Raw genomic sequence first — 21768 nt, forward strand, 5'->3', positions numbered from 1 at the left:
ATCGATCTGATGGAAAATATATCAAACATAAAAGTCGAAGCTGCGCTGCAACGTCATAAACAATTTGTGAACAGCGGTATGGCACGTCTAATGAGTATGATGGGAATACAGTTAGAGCAGGAAGGAGCGGGCTGTTATCTTTATGATAGTAAGGGAACCGCTTATTTAGATTGTGGCGGGTACTGTGTGTTTTTACTCGGACACCGACATCCAGAAATTATAGCCACCGCAAAAAATAGGCTCGATAGAAATCCACTGAGCAGCCGCGTATTAATTAATAGCGTCGTTTCAAAAGCTGCCAAAGCCATTATTTCGATTGCCCCGGATAACTTAGATTACGTTTGGTTTGCTAATTCTGGTGCAGAGGCTGTCGAGGCGGCATTAAAACTAGCGAAATTAAATGGCGCGAAAGCATTTATTGCCATGGAAGGCGGGTTTCACGGCAAAACACTCGGCGCGCTAAGCGTTACTCACAATGAAACTTATCGAACTCCTTTTCTGCCATTACTGCCGAACGTCTCTTTTGCTCAATACGGTAGCACAGCATCTTTGGAGGACTCATTGAAGGAGTCTGCTGGGAAGTGTTGCGTGATTTTAGAACCCATTCAATCTGAAGCTGGCGTGATTGTACCGCCTGAGGGATATCTGAAAGCGGTTGAGGAGTTGTGTAAAAAATACAACGCCTTGTTAGTTATAGATGAGATTTCAACAGGACTTGGCCGACTTGGCCAATGGTGGGGGATCAGTAGTGAGAATGTTTCTCCTGATATCCTACTTTGTGGAAAGGCATTAAGTGGCGGCGTGTTTCCAGTAAGCGCGATGATAGCAACATCAGACGTTTATAGTCACTTCAACAGCAATCCGCTGCTTCATACGTCGACATTTGCCGGCAATCCATTAGCTGCGGATATTGTTAACTCGACCATTAATATTCTGAAAAGAGACGATATACCCGAACGAGCCAGAGTGGTTGGGTTGAAAATTAGAAATTATTTTCTCGATCAACGAACTACAAAGCGTTACAGCTTTATCAAAGACATTCGATGTCAGGGGCTTTTAATAGGGATTGAATTTGTCGAAGAGCATTTTGCTGGAGAATTTATCTTTGAATTACTTAATCACAAAGTAATTACGTCGCATTCACTGAATAATCATAAAACAGTGCGATTAACACCTCCAGCACTACTTAAGAAAAAGGAGCTTATAACTCTATTTGATGCAATCTCCGCTTCATTGATTGCTATCGATAGCCGACTAAAAACCCAATAGAGGGAGAAAACAATGAGAAATGTTAAAACAACCTACCATATTAATAAACACCCAGATTTTGTCTATCAAAAGCTGGAAGATTTCCGATCGTATTCTAAATTTAGCGAAGCCGTACGCGAGGTAAATGTCGAATACTCGTCAAATGATGAGTGTGTTAGTGATTGGGAAGTTTCCTTTCGAGATGGCATTTTAAAGTGGTCCGAGCGTGATGTATTTAATGCGAGTAAACGAACCATCCAATTTAATCAACTTTCTGGAGACCTGGAAAGATTCGATGGTGTGTGGAGGATGAATGGTGATTCAACGACAGAGCTCGTATTTGAAGCAACACTCGATCTCGGAATTCCTCATTTGGCAGAGCTATTAGAGCCCATCGCTGAACAAGCATTGCTCGAAAATATCGATTCAATTGTTAAAGGATTCTTTAGCACCGACATTCTGACAGCATCAGATGTTTGTGAAAAAGAACACGACTTAACGGCGGCGCTTGCTTAGCTATATTGAGGACAGTCAATTGAACTATTTAAGACAAGAGCAAGCAGTGCTCGAAAAATATTTGCCTAATTTTATTGAGAAGATAGATTCTCTTTCGTTATTGGAAATGGAAGGCACTGCATCACCCGTTATCAAATTATTTAAGGAAAATCACGGACCCAAGCTCGTTATTCCCAAACAATATGGCGGGCATGGTGCAACGGCAGTTGAATTGGTGAGATTTCAACGAATGATTGGTTCGATATCTCCTTCATTAGCGATAGCTTCTAATATGCATCATTTCTCAGTCGCAACTTTAGTAGAAATGGCCAAAAATGTTAATGGTATGGAATGGATGATCCTAGAAGCCATTGCAAAGGAAAACTTATTAGTCGCATCAGCGTTCGCCGAGGGTCGGGCTGGTAGTAATATTCTAGAACCATTTTTAGAGCTAACCCCTTCGGAAAATGGTGGTTATTATGTTAGCGGCTCTAAGAAACCATGTAGCTTATCCCATTCAATGGATCTCTTAACCTTTAGCGCGATATTGCCCGATGCAAACAATGAAAAGAAAATAGGTGTTGTACTAGTTGCTTCTGATGTTGATGGTATTAAACGCAAAGAGTTTTGGGGCTCAGATTTATTCAAAGCTTCCGAAAGTGAAGAGATCATTCTAGACAAAGTTCACATTCACGAGCAATTGGTTTCATATGCAGGAAATCTTGGAGAACTAGACGATGTTCAAACTCGAGGCTTTATTTGGTTCGAATTACTTTTATGTGCGAGCTATGTTGGTATTTTAAGTGGCTTGGTGAAACGAGTTTTATTGTTAGATCATTATCAAGATGAAGATGTTGCTGAAGTACTCTATGAAACAGAAACCGCGACTAGTGCATTAGAAGGGTTAGCGGTAGCGATCGAAAATCAAGAAAAAAATGAATCATTGTTAAGTCGGTCTTTGCACATTCGCTATGCAATTCAACGTGCAACTGAACGAGCTAGCGCTCGCGCTGTCGAGCTACTAGGCGGTATGCAATATATTCAAAATCCAGAAATTTCTTATTTATATTCCGCAGTAAGAGCCTTGGCATTCCATCCGCCTTCTCGATATCGCATGACAAAAAATTTAGTTAACTATATGAAAGGTCAACCCTTAATAATTTCTTAGGCTACCAATGAGGTCAAATAAAATGTTAAAAATACCTGAGATAGAAAAAGCCCACTCATCTTTAACGCAACATAAACTCTATTCCGAGTTAAAAACACTGGAGCATATTAGAGTGTTTATGGAATCGCATGTGTTTGCCGTATGGGATTTTATGTCGCTTCTTAAAACACTACAACAATCCTTTACCTGTGTACAAGTTCCTTGGGTACCTAAGGGCGATCCGATGATAAGACAAATGATCAATGAAATTGTTCTAGGAGAGGAAAGTGATTGCGTTGTGATGGGGCAAAGCCATTTTGAATGGTATTTGGAAGCCATGGATGAAGTCGGCGCTGATAAAACTCAAATCACGCAATTCATTTCGCTATTAGGGCAAGGTAAAGACTATAAGACGGCACTAGGTCAACTCGAAATACCTACAGAGACTCGGCTTTTTGTGGAGCAAACGATGCACACGATTACTTACGGAAAAGCCCATGAAATTGCCGCGTCTTTCACGGTCGGTAGAGAAAACTTAATTCCAGATATGTTCACCGGAATCTTAAGACACATGAACAAGGATCCAGATACTAAATTAGATAAGCTGATTGCCTATATGGAGCGCCACATTGAAGTTGACGGCGATTCACATGGGCCATTAGCTGAGAAAATAATCGCAACAATGTGCGGCACTGACCAAGATAAATGGAATGAAGTCCAAAATGCTTCTCTAATGGCGCTAGAGTCACGTTATCATTTATGGAATGGCGTGACCCGACAAATTGAATTACAAGATAGTGCTGAGAATATCGAACTAGAAACAGCTTAAATTCAATTCAACACAAAGGAGATCCTAATGAAGTCATTGTTATTCTTTGCGCTTGTAATGGCACTTTCGATCTCCTCTTTGTTCGCTTCAGCTAATGAACAAAGAGGCAGAGAGATCATGCTTAAAAATGACCAACAAAAAAGGGCCAACACCGAACAAGTGCATCTTAAAATGTTGCTCATCAATGATGCTGGAAAGACCCAAAAACGTGAACTTGACTGGATTAAAAAGACAGTCAAAAGCAAAGATGAATACACATTAATACGGTTTACTTACCCGAAGGACATTCGGGGGACTGGGTTGCTCACCTATGAATATGAATTGAAGGAAGACGACCGCTGGTTATATTTACCAGCCCTAAGAAGGTCAAGGCGTATTACGAGTTCTGAAAAGTCGGATAATTTTATGGGGACCGAATTTAGTTACGAAGATTTAAGCAACGAGTCGCTTGATAAATATCGATACGAGTTCATCAAAGAGTCGCCGTGTGGTGAAATGCAGTGTTTTGTTGTTAGGGCTAAGCCAACAAATGAACAGGAGCTGGTGGAAAGTGGTTACAGTTCTCGCGAATTATGGATTGAACAAACACACTATATCCTGACTCAAGCAAAATATTACGATAAGAACAATGGGCTTATTAAGGAATTTACGGCTAGTGATATTAAGAAGATTGGCAATACCGATCTAGCTCGTTCGCACAAAATGGAAATGAAAAACCTAAAAACCGGAAGTGTTACTACGATGCTTTTCGAAGACTTTCTAATTAATGAGCCGGTTTCTGATAAAACTCTAACAGTGAGAAATCTTGAACGTGGTCGCTAAACCAATCATTCTACCGGTATTCATTGTATTAATGAGTTATCAGTCTTGTCTCAAAGCAGATACTGATGAATTAGAGGTGTTAATTGAAGGTACGCTTCAAAGTGATACACAGATCTACGAAGTAGAGCTAGATAATGAACGTTTCGACGGTTCCGAAGTTAATTTACACTTAGACTTTGAAGCAAGATATAGTGATGTTTTATTCGTATCAAAAAGTAAATCAAGGAGATATCTTACCGGAGACCAGCAAGCCGAAAACAGGTTGCAAGAAGCATGGCTGAAATACGAGTCGGATAACTATGACATAAAGATCGGAAAGCAAATATTTCAGTGGGGAAAGGGAACATTTATTAATCCAACGAGTATTGCTACGCCCAAAGATTATCGAGACATTATCGATACGACAAACGAAGAATTTGGTCTGTTGTCACTCAGCTTTAAATACTACATACAATCTGAAACTTATCAGTTTATTTATATTCCAGAGTTTAAAGCGAGTCGGTTGCCGTCTATCGGCACTCGGTGGTTTTTTGACCTGCCTGACTCAATCAAAACACCTGGTTCAAATGTAAATCTCCCCTCCAGCTATCGAACGCATTATGACGACAGCTTTGAATCGAAAACAGACAATAACCAGTTTTTATTTCGATATTCAAATTATAGTAATCAGTTTGACTACTCACTTATCTATCATAAGGGAATTGATAGCTTACCGGTCTTTACCGAAGAAATTTTATCAATAAGTCCTGAACAAGCAGAAATTCAAATTAATGGTAGTTTTACCAAGTTTGAAATGCTGGGCGGCGATCTTGCTTTACCGGTAGGGAAATGGATGGCTAGAGTAGAGGCGGCTTATTTTTATACCGAAGACTCTAGTGGTTTGAGGGAAGATAAAGATGATCCCTATATTCATTTGGTGATCGGTTTTGATCGCTCGTTTAATAATCTTTTATTTGATAAAGACTTGTTTTTCGCAGTGGAGTGGAGCCAGCAAGAGGCTAAAACTGATATTGATTATGAAAGTAACGATTTAAGGCACCTATTTGATAAAACTCTTTTTCTAAAAGCTGACATAGAGTTATCTAGTGACTCTGAGCTTTTGTTCGAATCGCTTTATGATTTTTCTGATGAAGACTATCTAATTAAATTGTCCCATGAATTTAAAATGACTGAAGCGATTAAACTTGCGACTAACATCTTTATCATGGGCGGACCGCAACATTCATTTTTCGGACAGTATCAAAACAATAACAGACTTCAATTTAAATTAGAGGCTTACTTTTAGATGATTCAATACGCCAAATTAATCTGCAAGTTTCGATTTGTAGTACTTTCCCTCGTGTTGATCGGGAGCGTACTTGCTGCCATAGGTGCGACACAAATCACCATTCGAAATAACGATGATGCAGAATTACCGAAAGACGATCCGATTGTGGTGACCAATGAAAAACTGTCTCAAGTGTTTGGCGAGAAAGATCAAATCTTAGTGAGCATTAAAACCAAGCATCTCTATAAAAACGAAACACTACAAAAGATTAGATACATTACTCAAGAAATAAAAAGTGTTCAATCTATCATCCAGTCTGAAGTTAAAAGCATCACCAATATCCAAAATATTCAATCTTCCGATTTTGGGCTTGATGTTAAGAAGTTGGTTGAACAATTGCCTTTAAGTGATTCGGCGCTGCTTCAACTTCGATCCGATATTGAAGATAATCCTTTGATTTATGGGAGGGCAGTCTCTCATGATCACCAGTCGACGGTTATTGCTGCCAAAATAGCTAAGGGATTTGACCAAGCGACAGTCTTTTATGGTGTACGCAAAATTGTCGATAAATATTTTGACGAAAATGAATATTCTATTGTGGGCGATCCCGTGATTTCCGAAGCGATAGACGCAGGCATTCAAAGTGATGCAATTTTTCTCGTGCCATTGGCTTTGATTCTACAGTTATTTGGCTTTTACTATTCCTTTAAAAGCTTGAAAGGTGTATTAGTTCCCTTTTCATTAATAATTGTAAGTATTCTTTGGACCGTTGGTATCATGGGGTTTGCTAAACTTCCACTGACGGTTGTTTCGACATCGATCCCAATTCTGTTAGCGGTAATTGCCAGCTCTTATGGGATCCATGTGCTTCATGCGTACAACCATGTTACAAACTTAAAAAATTCTGCAACAGATAATCTAGTACTTGCATTTGAAAAAGTAGGAAGAGCTGTATTAATCACGGGATTTACATCAGCATTGGGTGCCGGAACGCTCGCTGTATTTAAGGTTACTTCGATTAAAGAGTTTGGCATTATTGCAGCGATTGGAATTAGCGTTACAACCTTGCTTTCTATGACGTTATTACCGGTACTTTTAACACTGACTCGATCGAAACATACTCCAACTCATCCTAAGAACACACATCAAATTATCTCTAATGTATTAAACCGTATTACTGAGTTCTCATTAAAGAATAATCAAATAGTCATTGTAGTCGCACTATTGATTATTATGACATCAATCTATGGGATCACAAAAATAAGACCGGGCGCAGATTTTATTGAATACTTTCCTAAAAGCCACGAAATCCGAGGTAGCATCGAGCAATTTAATGATGACTATGGCGGTGCGCGATTCTTTAATGTCATGATTAAGGCTGAGAATCCTGATGATCTGAAAAAGCCAGAATTTCTTCAAAAAATATGGGCGTTTCAAAAGTTTGCCGAATCTTTTGACGAAATTGGACAAACTTACTCATTTGTTGATGTGATCCGTCGTATTGATCAAGTGGTCGATATTGACCATGATACAAAGTCGCATATTCCCAATACTCAGGAACATGTCGCCCAATACTTGCTTCTCTACTCAATATCATCATCACCGGCCGATTTTAATGATTTAGTCGATTACGATTACCAACACGCGAAAATCAATATCCGCGTGACTACATCGGAACAAGAAGATCATTTGATGCTTTATAATCAGCTCAATGAGTTTCTGAACCAGGAATTTAAAGATAAGGCAACATTTGAGTTCGGTGGCATGCTAATGTTGTGGTTAGCGCAAATGAAATACATTGTTTCTGGCGAGATCCTCAATATTTTTATTTCCGTCAGTATTGTGCTGCTGTTTTGCATGTTTGTTTTCCGTTCCTTTAAATATGGCATCTTGTCTGTGTTGCCTCTGGTCTTTTCGACTACAGTGACTTTTGGGTTGATGGGATTTATCGGGATCCGACTCGAGGTCGGCACTGCAATTATTACAGCAATGATCGTTGGTATAGGTGTTGACTTTGCAGTTCACTACCTGAGTCAATTTAAGAAACATTTTGAGAGAACTTTTGACATCAATGAGAGTAATCATCGTACAATTCAAGTCACCGGCAAGGCAATTTCGTTTGATATTTTTTCAAACATATTAGGCTTTTCAGTATTTGCGTTATCTGGCTTTTCACCGATCCAAAACTTTGGCTTATTAATCACATTAACAATGTTAACGACGGGAATGAGTACCTTTATTTTATTACCTGCTGTAACGAATACTCTATTTAGAAGACATGCAAAGAGTTCTATCGAAAAGAATCAGAGTGGTTTTGATTTTGACGACTATAACACTTCGGCACTAGATGCTAAAAAATCAATTGCTAATCATGAAAATGTGTAAAGGAATAATACAATGACTGAAATAAAAGTAGCCAGTCAATTGACTGTCACGATAAGAGCGAATCAAAAAGATATATACGAGTTTTTTACTTCGCCAGAGCGAATAAACCAATGTGTTGTTGATGTCGTAGAGTTTGAGTTGCTTTCTCAGAATAAAGCAAGTTGGACATTAAAAGAAAAAAGAGATCTTGGTATCGTCTTTCAACCAAAATATACGCTAAGTTATACTGGTGATGGGGAAAAGCATATTAGCTGGGTTAGTGAGTCAAGCAATTTAGAAATTGAAGGGAGTGTCACGATCGATAATAACAGCCACAGTTGTCGCATTGCGTTTCATGAAGTCATTTCGTTTGATTTACCGATATCTAAGACGATGGGTTTGTTAGCAAAAACGGTTGCCAAGCACGAAATCGCACTTGGAAATAAACGCTATTTGAATCAGGTCAAAGAACAACTAGAATCTTTAGTTGTCACTTGAGTAACGTCATTGTGCATATAATTGCGATGAATGCGTCAAGTTTCTCAGTCAATCGTTCGTTCAACATTTTGTTTAAATTCTCCTGACAGATATCGATTGGGAGTCGAGTCGTTTAAAACGACAAATAAATGGTAAAACAGTGCACGAGTTCTAGTTTTTAAATGAGATATTTACTTAAAATGAGGCTTAGCAATTCATGATCAAATACGTTAAAGCACTTGGAACTACTGCCTAGCGTTGAGATTTAGTTTTACGAGGAATCTTTATGAAAAACTTTATTGCCATCTTTCTTATTTTTATGCAGTCTTTTGTGACTGCTCAAGATCTGCTCCCTCGCGATATTACTGTTTATAAGAATCCCGAATGTAGTTGTTGTGATAAATGGATAAATTATCTTCGCAAATTTAATTACAACGTCACTGTCGTGTCTAATCGAAAATTACTCTCTGAAAAGGCCAGGCTAGGTATACCGCCAGAGATTTCAGCTTGTCATACGGCAGTTATTGGCGGGTATGTCGTGGAAGGTCATATCACTCACCGAGACATTACTCGTCTTCTACTCTTTCAACCTGATGTCATCGGGATAGCCGTACCGGGCATGCCAATTGGGACCCCTGGCATGGAGAGAGGTGACTCGGTCGAGTCTTACGACGTTTTAAGCTTCGATAGCAAAGGTAATATCGAGGTTTTTGTCGAACACTAAATGCTGTTTGCAAGATATATAGTGAATTTGCACAACGACTCTTACTGTTTGTTCTTGTTCCATTTCTCGATCGAGTATCCAAGTAAGGCAAGCCCACCAAGAAAAAACAGTGAGTGCATAACGATACCGTGAAAAAATGAGATGTCGCCGACGAACGTGTGGACAATCGTTGCGATAACAATAACGCACGCAATGACAAGACCGATAGTTAACTTCGATTGATTCTTCATGATTAAAACTCCGGTTTTTCACAATTCTGTAAATAGGTTAGCTTAATTTGGCAAAATACACTTGTATGATCTGGCTAACTTGAAAATATGAAAAATCACTTGACTCTATAGCAACTTCAGGATTTATTCTAAGCGCACTCATGCTAAAATAGGTATGGTGGACTTATATACCTGCGAAAAATAGTCCTGATAGATAAATGAAGATAGTTCCTGGCTCGTGTTGTTGTACATGAGCATAAAATAGTGAGATTAATGATTAAACGCTGGATGTTAATATTTGTAACCGTACTGATTGCTTTGCAATCAGTTGGCGCTGTTATTGATGGCCATCAACTCCACCAATCAGGTCAAGAACATTTGTCTTTCGAACACGACCATGAGAAAGAAACAATCGATAAAATTTCTGACTCTAAAACAAAGGTTAAAAGTGTTGATAATTCGCCCTATGATTGTCACCACTGCTGCCATTGTCATGGCGCATCGAATCTATATGTATCGGCATTTCATAGTAATTTCTTGCTTGTCTTTCACCAGAAAAAGACATTCGACTACCTTTTAAATTTACCTTCAATTATTTTGAATCCAGCATTTCGTCCCCCGATCGTTTAGCCTCTTAATTAAATTTATTCAAACTATCCAATCTTGGATTAATTAGTATTTTTATATTAGAGGATATCTAAATGTTTAGATGTTTATTTAAACGCTTTCCGTTAGGAAGTGTTTGCCTGCTCGTGTTCTCAACGAGCCTTTGTGCTGCACCTGCAGACAATATATGGGGTGATTGGTTACAAAACCAAATTGACCAACACCCAGAAGTAATCGCGGCTAAAGAGCAAATGAACTCCGCCTTATCCAGGGCCGACAGCCAAGATCAACCGCTCTACAATCCAGAGCTCGAAACGGAATTTGAACGTGAAGGCGAGAGTAAAAATTACCGGATCGGCATCAATCAGACGATTGATTGGTGGGATAAAGCCGGTATTCGCAAGCAGCAAGCGACTCATAGTAGACAAGCGACACGTAATACCTTTGAACTAATCCGACAGCAAAAAACCGCAGAAACCATTAGCGCATTGATCGAGTGGCATTCTGCCAATCAACAAGCCCGATTAGCCAGTGAACAAGAGCAACATCTAGAGACTTTGCTCAAAGCGATTAAAGAACGCCAACAAGCGGGCGATCTTGGTCAGCTGGACGCGGAACTCACTTATCTAGAGCTCTCGCAAAAGCTTAATGAAACTGCGAAGGCCCTAGTTCAATTTAAGCGAGCTGAAGCACAACTTCGAGAACTATTACCTGATTGGTCTTCCGAGTGGGCGCAGATTCCAAAGACATTCTGGCAGGTGAGTTCAGCTAACGAACAAAGTGAAACGATTGAAGACCATCCGAACATTGTAGCTTCGCGTGCTAAATGGGAAACCCTTCGTCAAGAAGCAAAACTCATTCGCCAGGAAGCTAAAGCTGAGCCATCCTTCGGTATTAATGCTGGTAAAAGTGGTGACGATGACGTGGTTGCATTGTCTTTTTCGATACCATTGAATGTTCGAAATAATTTTAGTGCAGAAACTAGGGCGGCAGACCAACAAGCATTGGCGGCCGAATCACAGTACCTGGCAGTCCGACGTAAGCAGCAATATGCCGTCGAAGGCGCTCAAGCTGCATTGATTGAATATCAACAGCACTATCAGCGTTGGCAAACACTGATGAAGGGCCGAGTAGAAAGCAGCGCAAAACTGCTGGAAAAACAATGGCTAAGTGGTGATGTCAGTACGCCTGAGTACTTGATTTCGCTACAGCAAAGAGCCGAAGGATTGCTTGCGGGTATTGAATTACAAACGCAATATCGCATGGCGTACACCGACTGGCTCCTACAAACAGGACAAATTAATACTGCGCTAAAGCAGCTTAAATAATTACCTATTTTGGAAGATTTATCATGAATCAAATTATTAAATTAATGTTGTTAACGGTTTTGATTGGGAGCGGTAACAGAGCTGCCGTATTCAGCCAAGAAGACAGTCATGACCATCAAACCAACAAGACAGAACATGGTCACGGCAAAGAAGACGAACATGGCCACAGCAACCACGAAAGTGAGGAAAGCGAAGCGAAACTCTCGCCTAAACAAATATCGCTTGCAGGCATTAAGGTTGCGAAACTTTTACCTGAACCGATGGATTACCAAGTTTATGCACCAGGTGAAATCAAGGCTAATGGCTATACCAGTTATTTGGTTTCGCCGCGTGTAGACTCTGTCGTTCTGAGGCGTCATGCATCATTAGGTGATCACGTTACTACCGGTCAGCCGCTTGTAACACTATTCAGCGAAGTCGTCTCAGAAGCTCAGGCTCGATTTCAAATCACTAATAGTGAGTGGCAACGTGTGCAGAAGCTCGGAAGAAAAGCCGTTGGAGACAAGCGTTATATTGCAGCCCAAACTGAGCGTCAAGCGGCGAATAGTCGACTGCTCGCCTATGGACTTTCATCATCAGCCATCGAAAGCCTGCAAAAATCTTCAAGTACATTGGGTGAATACACGCTCAACGCCGTTGTTAATGGAGCCGTGTTAACCGATAAATTCCACCAAGGTCAACGCATGGAAGCTGGTGAAGCGCTAATGGTCCTTGCCGATGAAAGTGAACTATGGGTAGAGGCAAGGCTTCCTGCAAACTCCAACTTATCTTTACCTCGAGGGATGATTGCCAATATTCAAATCGGCTCAAACACTTATAAAGCAAAGGTTTCTCAAGAAGCGCATACGATCGATCCCGAAACTCGGACCAGAATAGTCAGACTGGTTCTTAAGAATAAGGCACATCGATTACATCCCGGATTATTTGCGAGCGTGTTCTTTAATTTTAAAACCGAAAACGCGGTTATCGCAGTTCCTGAGACAGCACTAATGCGGGGTAGTGATGGCGATTGGGTTGTATTTGTCGAAGAAACAAAAGGTCAATTCAAACCGCATGAAGTGACATTGGGACGTTCCTTAGGAGTTTTGCGCGAAATTATTGGCATTGAGCCAGGAACCCGAGTTGTAACAGAAGGTGCCTTTTTCGTTGCTTCCCAAATTGCTAAGGGCGGCTTTGATCCGCACAACCACTAAAACAAAGGATTTCATATGTTTAATCGAATTGTAGATTGGGCAGTTGCGAACCGTCTGTTGGTTGTGATCGCATTGCTCACGTTAATCGTTTCTGCTTATTTTATTATCCCAAAATTAAATCTTGATGCGTTTCCTGATGTCACTAATGTACAAGTGTCGGTTAATACTGAAGCGCCTGGACTAGCGGCTGAAGAAGTCGAACAACTGATCACTTATCCGGTTGAGGCGGTTATGTATGCCTTGCCGGACGTTGAAGAAGTTCGTTCAATTTCTAAAACTGGATTGTCAGGCGTAACAGTCGTTTTTAAGGAAGGCACTGATATCTATTTTGCTCGGCAGCTGGTGTTTGAGAGATTACAGACTGCGAAAGAACTGATACCAGAAGGTGTCGGTACGCCAGAAATGGGACCTAATACTTCTGGATTGGGACAAGTATTTCAATATCTTTTAGTTGCCGATCCCGACTCTGGTTACGATGCTATGACGCTAAGAAGCCTAAACGATTGGGTCGTTAAGTTACTATTAATCCCTGCCGGCGGTGTGACCGATGTATTGTCATTTGGTGGAGAGGTTCGTCAATACCAAGTTAACCTGGATCCTTCCCGATTATTGGCTTTTGATCTTTCACAACAAGATGTGATGTCTGCGCTAGAACAAAACAACGAAAATGTGGGGGGATGGTATTTGAATCGTGGTCAGGAGCAACTTGTCATCCGAGGCACCGGGTGGCTTTCCCATGGTGAAAAGGGTCTTGAAGAAATCGGACAAGTTCCGTTAAAAACAGTTAACGGCACGACAGTGACGGTTGCTGATGTTGCAAAAGTCAGCCTAGGAAATGAAATCCGACAAGGCGCCGTTACAATGACTCGACGCGACAGCAGTGGCGAGGTTGAGTCAATGGGAGAGGTGGTAACAGGCATTGTACTTAAGCGAATGGGGGTCAATACAAAAGCCACAATTGATAGTATTAACGCTCGCGTTGACCGTATAAACCAAGCTTTACCGAAGGGAGTTCGCTTTGAAGTATTTTACGATCAAGCAGATTTGATCACACAAGCCGTCGATACTGTAGTCAATGCGCTATTACTCGCATTCGTCTTAATCGTTGTCATACTAGCGCTCTTTTTGATGAATATCAGGGCGACTTTATTAGTACTCATCTCAATTCCAATTTCTGTCGGAATTGCGTTAATGGTTATGTCCTGGTTTGGTCTATCCGCCAATCTGATGTCGCTAGGTGGTATTGCTGTGGCTATCGGAATGTTAGTCGATGGTTCGGTAGTAATGGTTGAAAACATGTTCAAACATTTGACTCACCCAGACTCATTGCACGATGAAACTCGTCTAGCGAGTCCATCCGATACTCAACCATCTCAAGTCATTCGCACACAAAAAGCCGGAGTTCCGCTTAGACTACAAGAAGCAGGAAGGGAAGTTGCTCGCCCGATATTTTTTGCGACAGCTATTATCCTCGTCGTTTTTATGCCCATGTTTACATTTGAAGGGGTTGAGGCAAAGCTTTTCCAGCCTATGGCTGTGAGCATAATGCTAGCGATGATAGCTGCTGTAATGGTTGCACTTTTAATAGTACCCGCATTAGCGACGTACCTTTTTAGACGAGATATTGTTCAGCGTGAAAGTTTTATTCTAAAACCCATCGATCGATTCTATCGAAAAAGTCTGCGATGGGCGGTCAATAACGCAAAATTTGTTATCGCTTCGGCATTAGTACTCGTCATTTCAGCAGCAATAATGTTACCCAGGTTGGGTACGGAGTTTGTACCTGAGCTCGAAGAAGGTACCATTAATTTACGTGTGACTTTGGCACCTTCATCAAGTTTAAAAACTGCGCTAGAGGTTGCTCCAAAACTGGAATCAATGATTTTGGAATTTCCTGAAGTCAACTATGCCTTATCGCGTATTGGACGAGCGGAAATTGGTGGCGATCCTGAACCGGTTAACAATATCGAAATCTATATCGGATTAAAGCCTGTCCATGAATGGATCAGCGCTTCTGATAGGCATCAACTGCAATCGCTTATGGAGTTGAAGCTTGAACAACACCCGGGATTGTTATTCAACTTCTCTCAACCCATTGCGACTCGTGTTGACGAATTGTTATCGGGCGTAAAAGCCCAATTAGCCATTAAGCTATTCGGGCCTGATTTAACGATACTGGCAGAGCAGGGCCAAGCTATCGAAACGGCTATTAAGACTGTCAACGGTGCCAGAGATGTCGCGATGGAGCAAATTGAAGGCGAAGCTCAACTCGTGGTACGACCCAATCGACGTGCATTATCCCGGTATGGATTATCGGTTGCCGATGTAATGACGATGGTGAAGGATGGATTGGGCGGAGCAAGCGCCGGGCAGATCATTAACGGTAACGAGCGGTACGATATCTATGTTCGTCTTGATGAACAGTTTCGTCAAGATCGCGAAGTCATTTCAGATCTCAGACTACATTCACCCTCAGGTGCTTGGGTAAGATTAGGAGATATCGCAACCGTAACTATCGAAGCGGGTCCTCCCCAAGTTCGTCGTGATGATGTTCAACGTCGAGTGGTTATTCAAGCCAATGTTCAAGGAAGGGATATGGGAAGTGTCGTTGAGGATATTCGAGACACTATCGCGGAAAAAGTTTCACTTCCGACAGGCTACTCCGTTGAAATTGGTGGGCAATTTGAAAATCAACAGCGAGCTCAAAAACGACTTTCTCTTGTCGTGCCTGTGTCGTTGGGATTAATTGCATTGCTATTGTATTTCGCATTTAGCTCAGTCGGTCAGGCCTTATTAATCTTGGTTAACGTTCCACTCGCGGTTATTGGGGGAGTGTTATCGCTATGGGCTTCAGGCCAATATCTCTCAGTTCCAAGTTCAGTTGGATTTATTACTTTGTTTGGCGTCGCCGTATTAAATGGCGTTGTGATGGTCGAGAAAATTAATCAGCGTATTAATGACGGGCTGACGATCAATGATGCGGTTTTTGATGGTGCAGTTTCAAGACTGCGACCGGTGCTAATGACTGCGATTACTTCAGCGCTGGGATTAATTCCAATGTTACTTTCTAATGGCGTTGGCGCAGAAATTCAAAAGCCCTTAGCGAGTGTCATTGTAGGGGGGCTAGTCACTGCAACATTTTTAACCCTGTATGTACTTCCTGTTTTATTTTCCCCATTTTCTAAAGGAAAGTTTTCAGATTAATTTTAATTAAATCGTTAAGCCTCAAAGTAGATTTACTTTGAGGCACTAAATTTAACAGGGGGTATTGATGAAAGAACACTACAAGAAACGACTATTTTGGACTTTCAAAATGTTGATGTCCGGCTACTGATTCTCAATCGACAGTGGAAATCTTTTACCGCTTACTATCGAACAAGAGTTACAACGAGGCGCTATTCCTAGTTTTCTAATTGCTCTAGCCCCAAAATATATCATTCATAGTTGGGTAGAAGTTTATCTGAATGACCAATGGATTAACTTAGAAGGGTTTATTTTAGACGAGGGTTACTTAAAAGCGATCCAAACTAAATTTGCGAGCGTTAAGGGCGAATTTTGCGGTTACGGGGTTTCAACTGACTGCTTAGCTAATCCGCCAGTAGATTGGCAAGGCACGGATACCTACATTCAAAAGGAAGGGATCCATGATGATTTTGGTGTTTTTGATTCGCCCGATGATTTTTATGCGACACATGGAACCAACTTGGTCGGTGTTAAGAAAGTTCTGTATCAATATTTTATACGCCACATCATTAATTTAAATGTTAAGCGGCTAGGAAACTCCCAATAGGACACAGTATAATGCATACTCATTCAAGCGCAGAACATGAAAGCTCAAATCGTATTGGTTGGGCATTCGTTCTTAATTTAAGTTATACGGTGATAGAATTCATCGGTGGACTCTTAACCAATAGCACGGCCATTATGGCGGACGCCGTCCACGATTTAGGCGATAGTATCTCCATAGGTTTAGCCTGGGTCTTAAACAAACTGGGAGCGAAAGAGGCCGATGAAACTTATACTTATGGTTATCAACGCTTTACACTTTTAGGCGCATTAATTAATGGCGTTGTACTACTTGTCGGTTCGATCTGGATCATCTCCATTGCTATCCCAAAATTGCAAAATCCCGAAATGCCTGTTGTGGAAGGCATGCTAGGTTTGGCAATATTTGGAGTACTTGTTAATGGGTTTGCTGCGTTTAAGCTTAGTCGAGGAAAAACACTTAATGAAAGGGTACTCAATTGGCATTTGTTAGAAGATGTACTTGGATGGATTGCTGTGCTGATTCTATCCATTGTATTAATGTTTTTCGAAGCACCAATTCTTGATCCAATATTGTCATTGGCATTCACGCTTTTTATTCTATTCAATGTAGCTAAAAATCTTGTTTTAACCATTCGAACGTTTTTACAAGCAACGCCAGATAAAAAAGTATTAAATGAGATCAGAAATCGCCTAGTCGATTTTAATTTGGTAGAAAGTGTTCACCACTTGCATTTTTGGTCTCTTGATGGTGAGCACCATGTATTAACTGGGCATCTTGTTTTGGGCGAGCCTGTCACTATTGATGCCCTATATGATTTGCGAACAAATATCGAAGAAACATTAAAACCCTACAGTTTTAAACACACGACACTCGAGTTTGAATTCTACGACGATACTTGTCGAGACAGTTAACCTTGAAATTTATTTGGCAACCAGAGAGTTATAATCAGCCCTTAGATAGAAAAGCATGAAAATAGTAATCGCTTTTGCTCTTATTGTATTGTTTGCTGTCTATGTTTCAGCAATGAGAAACGTCCGGGATAACAAGGAAGTTAATTTAACTGAAGCCATTGAATTGGTGCAAGCTTCAGCAAATAAACTCACTTTTAACGACAATAAATCATCAGCAGGCAAACTCCACCATTCTTGGCGTATTGTACCGAAAGATAATTTTGAGTTGTTCGAGGAGACCGGCAAAGGTTATATCATAAAAGGCGTTAATAAAAAGAATAACCAGTCGTTGTATTTTTTAATTGATAAGCAGGGACATGTTCTTGAAGTGATGGAAGAGAGTTACTTTAAAAAAACTCGGAATCATATGCGTTAATCTAGAATGTTTTGCTTTTACTCTCCACCGGCAAGCGTTTTTTGAACCGGCTGAACTTTTGCTTGGTATCGGCCCAAGTCAATGGATACTAGTGCCGACTTCGGATGTCGAACAGGACTCTTTTAAGTTTAATTTAAATCATTGGAGCGCCGTTTCATGGATATTCGCCATAATATTCTAGCTCTTGGAGTTTTACTGGTATGTTTGTAAAAAAGGGATTATTCTTTTGATTTGTTATTTTCAAGCGCATCGATCACCAGCAATGGCAAACAATAAGTGCCGTAGTTTTTTCTAAATAACACATTAGGAATGGCAACAACCTCACATCCACCATATTTATCAAAAAACTGAACAATTAAGGAAACGCCAAGAAATAGAAGTAATCCTATCCGAAAAGGATGGTTGAGCTCTGGCCAGCCAAACCAGTGTCCGAATTGTTGTGAATGATCTAGCTCCGGAGCCACTAACAAGTAAATCATTGGCAGGACAAATATTAAAGTACCGTAAATTGGATTTTTTCCGACCAGGTAACTTCCGATTAAGATATGGAGTAATGTAAAACTGACAGTCAGCGCCAGAAAGGAACCAGCCATCATCAAAAAGAAATCTAAGTTATGAGAGTGAGTCACTGGATAAAAATCGACGCCGACCCAGATCAGAACACATACACCTAACCAAAGCCTGATAAATCTCCCAACACTACCGACGCTGACGCCAAGTGTATTGGTATCGTCTTGTTTAAGCTTCTCTATGGTCATCGGAATTTATTCTCACTATTCCCATGATAGTTCATTTACCGATATCGCTTTGTTTCGAACTGTAACGCTATATGTTGCAAGTGGATAAAGACACACAACATATGTTTCAGTTTGACAAACCCTGTACTTATAGTACAGAGTTTACGCTTAGGGATTAACAATGCAAGTTTTTCGATAGAAATCTCGTATGCTATTGATACGATTTAAAATTACCTAAAATGGAGATGGAAGCACAATGAACCAAGATTGGTTTGAAATGGCAGATATTCGACGAAGAAACCTAAGCCGCTCAGTATGGATCCCCTTAAGAGCCAATATTAAGCTCGAAAGTCATGTACAATATGGATACGAAGACTATAAAGAGGAGTATTTCGGGAGCGGTACGCTTGCTGTTCCAATTGAAAAGCGTAAAGCTGCAGAGAAACTTGATTGGATGGATGTCGGTATCAGTCATCACCATGCAGGTCGCTTAAACCACGATACTTATACTCCTGCCGACCTTTTCCAACACCACAATGATGATTTAGAAGGGATCCATTTGGTTTTGGATCAATGCTCCTACGGCGATGTTTCACAAGTTTGGCACCTGCATCAAGACGTCATTTTATCGCTTGGTCTATACCGAGAAGGCGACGTCTGGTTGTGTCCAGAAGACGGCTATATCGAAGTCGCTAGAATAAAAAAGGAAGAGCAAGGAAGGCCCGTTTTATTGGAAATGAGGGCTCAATACCTTAAGGATTATCTCTGTGCTCGCGCGATGAGGCTTTATATCACCAGTTATCATAGCCGCGACTTTATTACACTGAATCAACCGGCGATTACTTGGAAGGACGGAAACGAAAAAGATGAGACGGGATCCGATCGTTGGGAAGGACGAGTTATACCGATCCACGAAGGTGGACAGCCATATGGCGAAAAAGTCGCTGTTTTTCATGTCGCAAGAACTGATGATGTGGAAAACGATGATGTACCCGACATTTCTGCTGTTCCGACGGAAGAAAATACTAAACATGCCACTAGTGAGCATCGGTTTAAAGGAAAAAAACTCTATCGAATATTCGGAGAGTTATGGCGTAATGAGTGGTTTGAACCAGGTAAGCTGAGCCCAAAACTCAGAGGTGATAAAATTCAAGCCACAAGTTTTTTTATTATCGATGCCGAAGGTAAAAAAGTCAGTAGTGATAAGTTGATCGGTGTTGGTAGCTGGCTATGGTTCAAACCCGATGTAATCATGGCCTTATACCATCGCCGCGGTGGTTCACTGTCATTCTATACTCAGGATACTGGAGCTGTTGCTTGTTCTTATGCCGATGGCGTTCATTTTGGCGTTAATGAGTTGGGCTATATCAACGTTTATGCAAAAGACATTGGACTTTTACCCGATTGGCAACAGCAGATCTGGGCTGGCTACAACATTTCTCCTGAAGCCGGTGTATCAGCCGAATTACTCGCATCTCAAGTCAAAGCATCACCGGCCGAGACTCTTGCACCTGAGGAATTTTTGCATAAAGGAATTCAATTAGTTAACAAAATTTCCCAAGAAAAACTTGGTATTAAGCTGTTAAGAGAGCACGAGATAGTTCCCGAGCTTGTTAAGAAAACCCATCGATTTCGTGCGCTCGATGGAACGACACTATATGCATTAGCCAAAGATTTAGCGCGGTTAACTGCTGACAGCTTGGATGCTGATGCGATGCAAAGTATTGTTCCTCCACCAAAAAAGACTAAGTGGGGTTCTTTAAAGTCACTCGAAAACTTATTAGCTGAGAAAAATGACAGAGAACAAGTTCGAAAGATGACGGCGCCACTTGTGGGCGTGTATGAACTTCGGCATGCTGACGCTCACCTGCCTGGTAGTAAAATTGAAGATGCAATTAAACTTCTTGAATTAGACCAGTCACAGTCATTTGTCCATCAAGGTTTTCAGCTACTAGATAGTTGCGTTACGAGTATCTATGAAATTGCTGATGCTCTCAAACGATGGAGTTAAACACCTGTTATGAAGTCTATTAAGCCAACTCTAACCATTGGAAAACTGGCAAAATCTTGTGGCGTCAACATTGAAACCATTCGCCATTATCAACGACAAGGACTCATCACTGAACCACCTAAGCCGGACGCTGGTTTCCGACACTATCCTCAAGAAACGATTGATCGCGTTAAATTCATTAAGCGAGCACAAAAGCTGGGGTTTTCACTCAAAGAAATTCAACAATTGCTACTGCTGGGGAGTGAGCATTGCGAAGATGTTCAAGCGCTCGCACAGGAAAAACGTGAACTTGTTCAGCGTCAAATTGAAGGATTAATGACGATTAAGTCGGTTCTCGATGAATTGATTTGTTCCTGCCAGGAAGAAAACAATGAAATTCAATGTGCTTTTATCGAGGCACTATCTCAGAAAGGGTTTCTAAACGATGAATAACGCTTGACTCTGTACCATACCCCAGAGTGTAAACTGACTAAATCATACAGTTAATGAGTCATTGTTTATGTCGGAAATAGCTTCTAACAACCGCCCTTTAATCCTGGCAGCGCTTGCCGCCATTGGTGCATCAGCCTGTTGTATTGGACCGTTGCTGCTTTTATCCCTCGGGATTGGTGGTGCCTGGATGAGTAATCTAACCGCGATGGAGCCTTATAGCCCATATTTAACAGGGATCACTGTGATTATCTTAGCAGTCGTTTTTAGAAAGCTCTACTTGGTTCCACAAAATTGCGAAGAAGGCTCGGTTTGTGCCAATCCGGAAGTACTGAAAAATCAACGTATTATCTTTTGGGTTGTGTCCGCTATTTTGATAGCTATGGTGACCTTTCCTTATTACGCCGAGTTTATTATTAGCTAGAATCATTATCGATTAAATACTATTTTTTTGGAGAACATCAATGAAAAAAATTATTCTATTGGGACTTGTACTAAGCACAATGTCAATCACTGGCAACCTGGTCGCCTTTGAGGTTAAGCCAACTTCAGAAACAGCGGTTGTTGCTGAAAAGACGGCCAAATTTTCAATCGAAAACATGACTTGTAAAATGTGTGATATCACGGTTCGCAAAGCTATGGAAAAAGTTGATGGCGTGATCAAAGCCACCGTCGATTATGATACGAAAACGGCAACTGTGATCTATAACCCGTCTAAAGCAAAAATTGAAGACATCGCCAAGGCCTCCACTAACGTTGGTTATAAAGCTACTGCCATTTAACCGGT

20 protein-coding genes are annotated in these 21768 nt (G+C 40.9%); 19 read left to right on the forward strand and 1 reads right to left on the reverse strand.

The genetic code is table 11. The features are described 5' to 3' along the window. The first annotated feature begins 9 nt into the window (after positions 1-9). From ACT5E3_RS12475 to ACT5E3_RS12545, 15 genes are all read left to right on the forward strand, one after another. Positions 10-1269, forward strand: a complete 1260-nt coding sequence (locus tag ACT5E3_RS12475) for an aspartate aminotransferase family protein (RefSeq protein ID WP_444993866.1) — start codon at positions 10-12, stop codon at positions 1267-1269. A gap of 12 nt (positions 1270-1281) precedes the next feature. Then, the gene (locus ACT5E3_RS12480; RefSeq protein ID WP_444993867.1) at positions 1282-1764 is read left to right on the forward strand and encodes a type II toxin-antitoxin system RatA family toxin; all 483 of its coding nucleotides are present in this window, start codon (positions 1282-1284) and stop codon (positions 1762-1764) included. Positions 1765-1783: 19 nt separating this feature from the next. After that, positions 1784-2911 (forward strand): hypothetical protein, encoded by a 1128-nt coding sequence (locus ACT5E3_RS12485; protein ID WP_444993868.1) that lies wholly within the window; start codon positions 1784-1786, stop codon positions 2909-2911. Positions 2912-2933: 22 nt separating this feature from the next. After that, positions 2934-3719 (forward strand): DUF3050 domain-containing protein, encoded by a 786-nt coding sequence (locus ACT5E3_RS12490; RefSeq protein WP_444993869.1) that lies wholly within the window; start codon positions 2934-2936, stop codon positions 3717-3719. A 27-nt stretch (positions 3720-3746) separates the two neighbouring features. After that, positions 3747-4541, forward strand: a complete 795-nt coding sequence (locus tag ACT5E3_RS12495; RefSeq protein WP_444993870.1) for an outer membrane lipoprotein-sorting protein — start codon at positions 3747-3749, stop codon at positions 4539-4541. 31 nt (positions 4542-4572) lie between these two features. Further along, a complete protein-coding gene (locus ACT5E3_RS12500) occupies positions 4573-5826 on the forward strand; it encodes a DUF1302 family protein (RefSeq protein ID WP_444993871.1) in 1254 nt (417 codons plus the stop codon). After that, on the forward strand, positions 5827-8193 hold the full coding sequence (locus ACT5E3_RS12505) for an efflux RND transporter permease subunit (protein WP_444993872.1): 2367 nt from the start codon (positions 5827-5829) through the stop codon (positions 8191-8193). It begins immediately after the preceding gene. 12 nt (positions 8194-8205) lie between these two features. Further along, positions 8206-8670: a hypothetical protein gene (locus ACT5E3_RS12510; protein WP_444993873.1), complete on the forward strand. Its 465-nt coding sequence runs from the start codon at positions 8206-8208 to the stop codon at positions 8668-8670. Between the two features lie 265 nt (positions 8671-8935). Further along, entirely contained in the window at positions 8936-9373 is a 438-nt protein-coding gene (locus tag ACT5E3_RS12515) for a DUF411 domain-containing protein (RefSeq protein WP_444993874.1), read from the forward strand. 482 nt (positions 9374-9855) lie between these two features. After that, positions 9856-10212, forward strand: coding sequence for a hypothetical protein (locus ACT5E3_RS12520; RefSeq protein WP_444993875.1), 357 nt, complete (start codon positions 9856-9858; stop codon positions 10210-10212). Between the two features lie 71 nt (positions 10213-10283). Beyond that, complete coding sequence (locus tag ACT5E3_RS12525; protein WP_444993876.1) at positions 10284-11516, forward strand: TolC family protein; 1233 nt, start codon at positions 10284-10286, stop codon at positions 11514-11516. A gap of 23 nt (positions 11517-11539) precedes the next feature. Beyond that, a complete protein-coding gene (locus tag ACT5E3_RS12530) occupies positions 11540-12709 on the forward strand; it encodes an efflux RND transporter periplasmic adaptor subunit (RefSeq protein WP_444993877.1) in 1170 nt (389 codons plus the stop codon). Positions 12710-12724: 15 nt separating this feature from the next. After that, complete coding sequence (locus tag ACT5E3_RS12535) at positions 12725-15913, forward strand: efflux RND transporter permease subunit (protein ID WP_444993878.1); 3189 nt, start codon at positions 12725-12727, stop codon at positions 15911-15913. Positions 15914-16510: 597 nt separating this feature from the next. Continuing rightward, a complete protein-coding gene (locus tag ACT5E3_RS12540) occupies positions 16511-17389 on the forward strand; it encodes a cation diffusion facilitator family transporter (protein ID WP_444993879.1) in 879 nt (292 codons plus the stop codon). Between the two features lie 55 nt (positions 17390-17444). After that, a complete protein-coding gene (locus ACT5E3_RS12545; RefSeq protein ID WP_444993880.1) occupies positions 17445-17804 on the forward strand; it encodes a DUF6488 family protein in 360 nt (119 codons plus the stop codon). A 218-nt stretch (positions 17805-18022) separates the two neighbouring features. Here ACT5E3_RS12545 and ACT5E3_RS12550 read toward each other — a convergent pair whose 3' ends face one another. After that, positions 18023-18562 carry a hypothetical protein gene (locus ACT5E3_RS12550; RefSeq protein ID WP_444993881.1) on the reverse strand — a complete coding sequence of 180 codons (540 nt, stop codon included), beginning with the start codon at positions 18560-18562 and terminating at the stop codon, positions 18023-18025. Between the two features lie 235 nt (positions 18563-18797). On the opposite strand from ACT5E3_RS12550, the gene ACT5E3_RS12555 reads away from it, so the two are divergent. From ACT5E3_RS12555 to ACT5E3_RS12570, 4 genes are all read left to right on the forward strand, one after another. Further along, positions 18798-20552, forward strand: coding sequence for a hypothetical protein (locus ACT5E3_RS12555; RefSeq protein ID WP_444993882.1), 1755 nt, complete (start codon positions 18798-18800; stop codon positions 20550-20552). A gap of 9 nt (positions 20553-20561) precedes the next feature. Beyond that, positions 20562-20984 carry an Hg(II)-responsive transcriptional regulator gene (gene merR, locus ACT5E3_RS12560; RefSeq protein WP_444993883.1) on the forward strand — a complete coding sequence of 141 codons (423 nt, stop codon included), beginning with the start codon at positions 20562-20564 and terminating at the stop codon, positions 20982-20984. 67 nt (positions 20985-21051) lie between these two features. Then, a complete protein-coding gene (locus ACT5E3_RS12565) occupies positions 21052-21405 on the forward strand; it encodes a mercuric transporter MerT family protein (RefSeq protein ID WP_444993884.1) in 354 nt (117 codons plus the stop codon). 40 nt (positions 21406-21445) lie between these two features. Continuing rightward, positions 21446-21763 (forward strand): heavy-metal-associated domain-containing protein, encoded by a 318-nt coding sequence (locus ACT5E3_RS12570; RefSeq protein WP_444993885.1) that lies wholly within the window; start codon positions 21446-21448, stop codon positions 21761-21763. Positions 21764-21768: the final 5 nt, after the last annotated feature.

Source organism: Aliikangiella litoralis (assembly GCF_052495765.1).

Bases quoted from the DNA above. Each gene is read 5' to 3' on its own strand.
- ACT5E3_RS12475 (WP_444993866.1), top strand. From the start codon at position 10: ATGGAAAATATATCAAACATAAAAGTCGAAGCTGCGCTGCAACGTCAT.
- ACT5E3_RS12480 (WP_444993867.1), top strand. From the start codon at position 1,282: ATGAGAAATGTTAAAACAACCTACCATATTAATAAACACCCAGATTTT.
- ACT5E3_RS12490 (WP_444993869.1), top strand. From the start codon at position 2,934: ATGTTAAAAATACCTGAGATAGAAAAAGCCCACTCATCTTTAACGCAA.
- ACT5E3_RS12495 (WP_444993870.1), top strand. From the start codon at position 3,747: ATGAAGTCATTGTTATTCTTTGCGCTTGTAATGGCACTTTCGATCTCC.
- ACT5E3_RS12500 (WP_444993871.1), top strand. From the start codon at position 4,573: ATGAGTTATCAGTCTTGTCTCAAAGCAGATACTGATGAATTAGAGGTG.
- ACT5E3_RS12505 (WP_444993872.1), top strand. From the start codon at position 5,827: ATGATTCAATACGCCAAATTAATCTGCAAGTTTCGATTTGTAGTACTT.
- ACT5E3_RS12510 (WP_444993873.1), top strand. From the start codon at position 8,206: ATGACTGAAATAAAAGTAGCCAGTCAATTGACTGTCACGATAAGAGCG.
- ACT5E3_RS12515 (WP_444993874.1), top strand. From the start codon at position 8,936: ATGAAAAACTTTATTGCCATCTTTCTTATTTTTATGCAGTCTTTTGTG.
- ACT5E3_RS12520 (WP_444993875.1), top strand. From the start codon at position 9,856: ATGATTAAACGCTGGATGTTAATATTTGTAACCGTACTGATTGCTTTG.
- ACT5E3_RS12525 (WP_444993876.1), top strand. From the start codon at position 10,284: ATGTTTAGATGTTTATTTAAACGCTTTCCGTTAGGAAGTGTTTGCCTG.
- ACT5E3_RS12530 (WP_444993877.1), top strand. From the start codon at position 11,540: ATGAATCAAATTATTAAATTAATGTTGTTAACGGTTTTGATTGGGAGC.
- ACT5E3_RS12535 (WP_444993878.1), top strand. From the start codon at position 12,725: ATGTTTAATCGAATTGTAGATTGGGCAGTTGCGAACCGTCTGTTGGTT.
- ACT5E3_RS12540 (WP_444993879.1), top strand. From the start codon at position 16,511: ATGCATACTCATTCAAGCGCAGAACATGAAAGCTCAAATCGTATTGGT.
- ACT5E3_RS12545 (WP_444993880.1), top strand. From the start codon at position 17,445: ATGAAAATAGTAATCGCTTTTGCTCTTATTGTATTGTTTGCTGTCTAT.
- ACT5E3_RS12550 (WP_444993881.1), bottom strand. From the start codon at position 18,562: ATGACCATAGAGAAGCTTAAACAAGACGATACCAATACACTTGGCGTC.
- ACT5E3_RS12555 (WP_444993882.1), top strand. From the start codon at position 18,798: ATGAACCAAGATTGGTTTGAAATGGCAGATATTCGACGAAGAAACCTA.
- merR (WP_444993883.1), top strand. From the start codon at position 20,562: ATGAAGTCTATTAAGCCAACTCTAACCATTGGAAAACTGGCAAAATCT.
- ACT5E3_RS12565 (WP_444993884.1), top strand. From the start codon at position 21,052: ATGTCGGAAATAGCTTCTAACAACCGCCCTTTAATCCTGGCAGCGCTT.
- ACT5E3_RS12570 (WP_444993885.1), top strand. From the start codon at position 21,446: ATGAAAAAAATTATTCTATTGGGACTTGTACTAAGCACAATGTCAATC.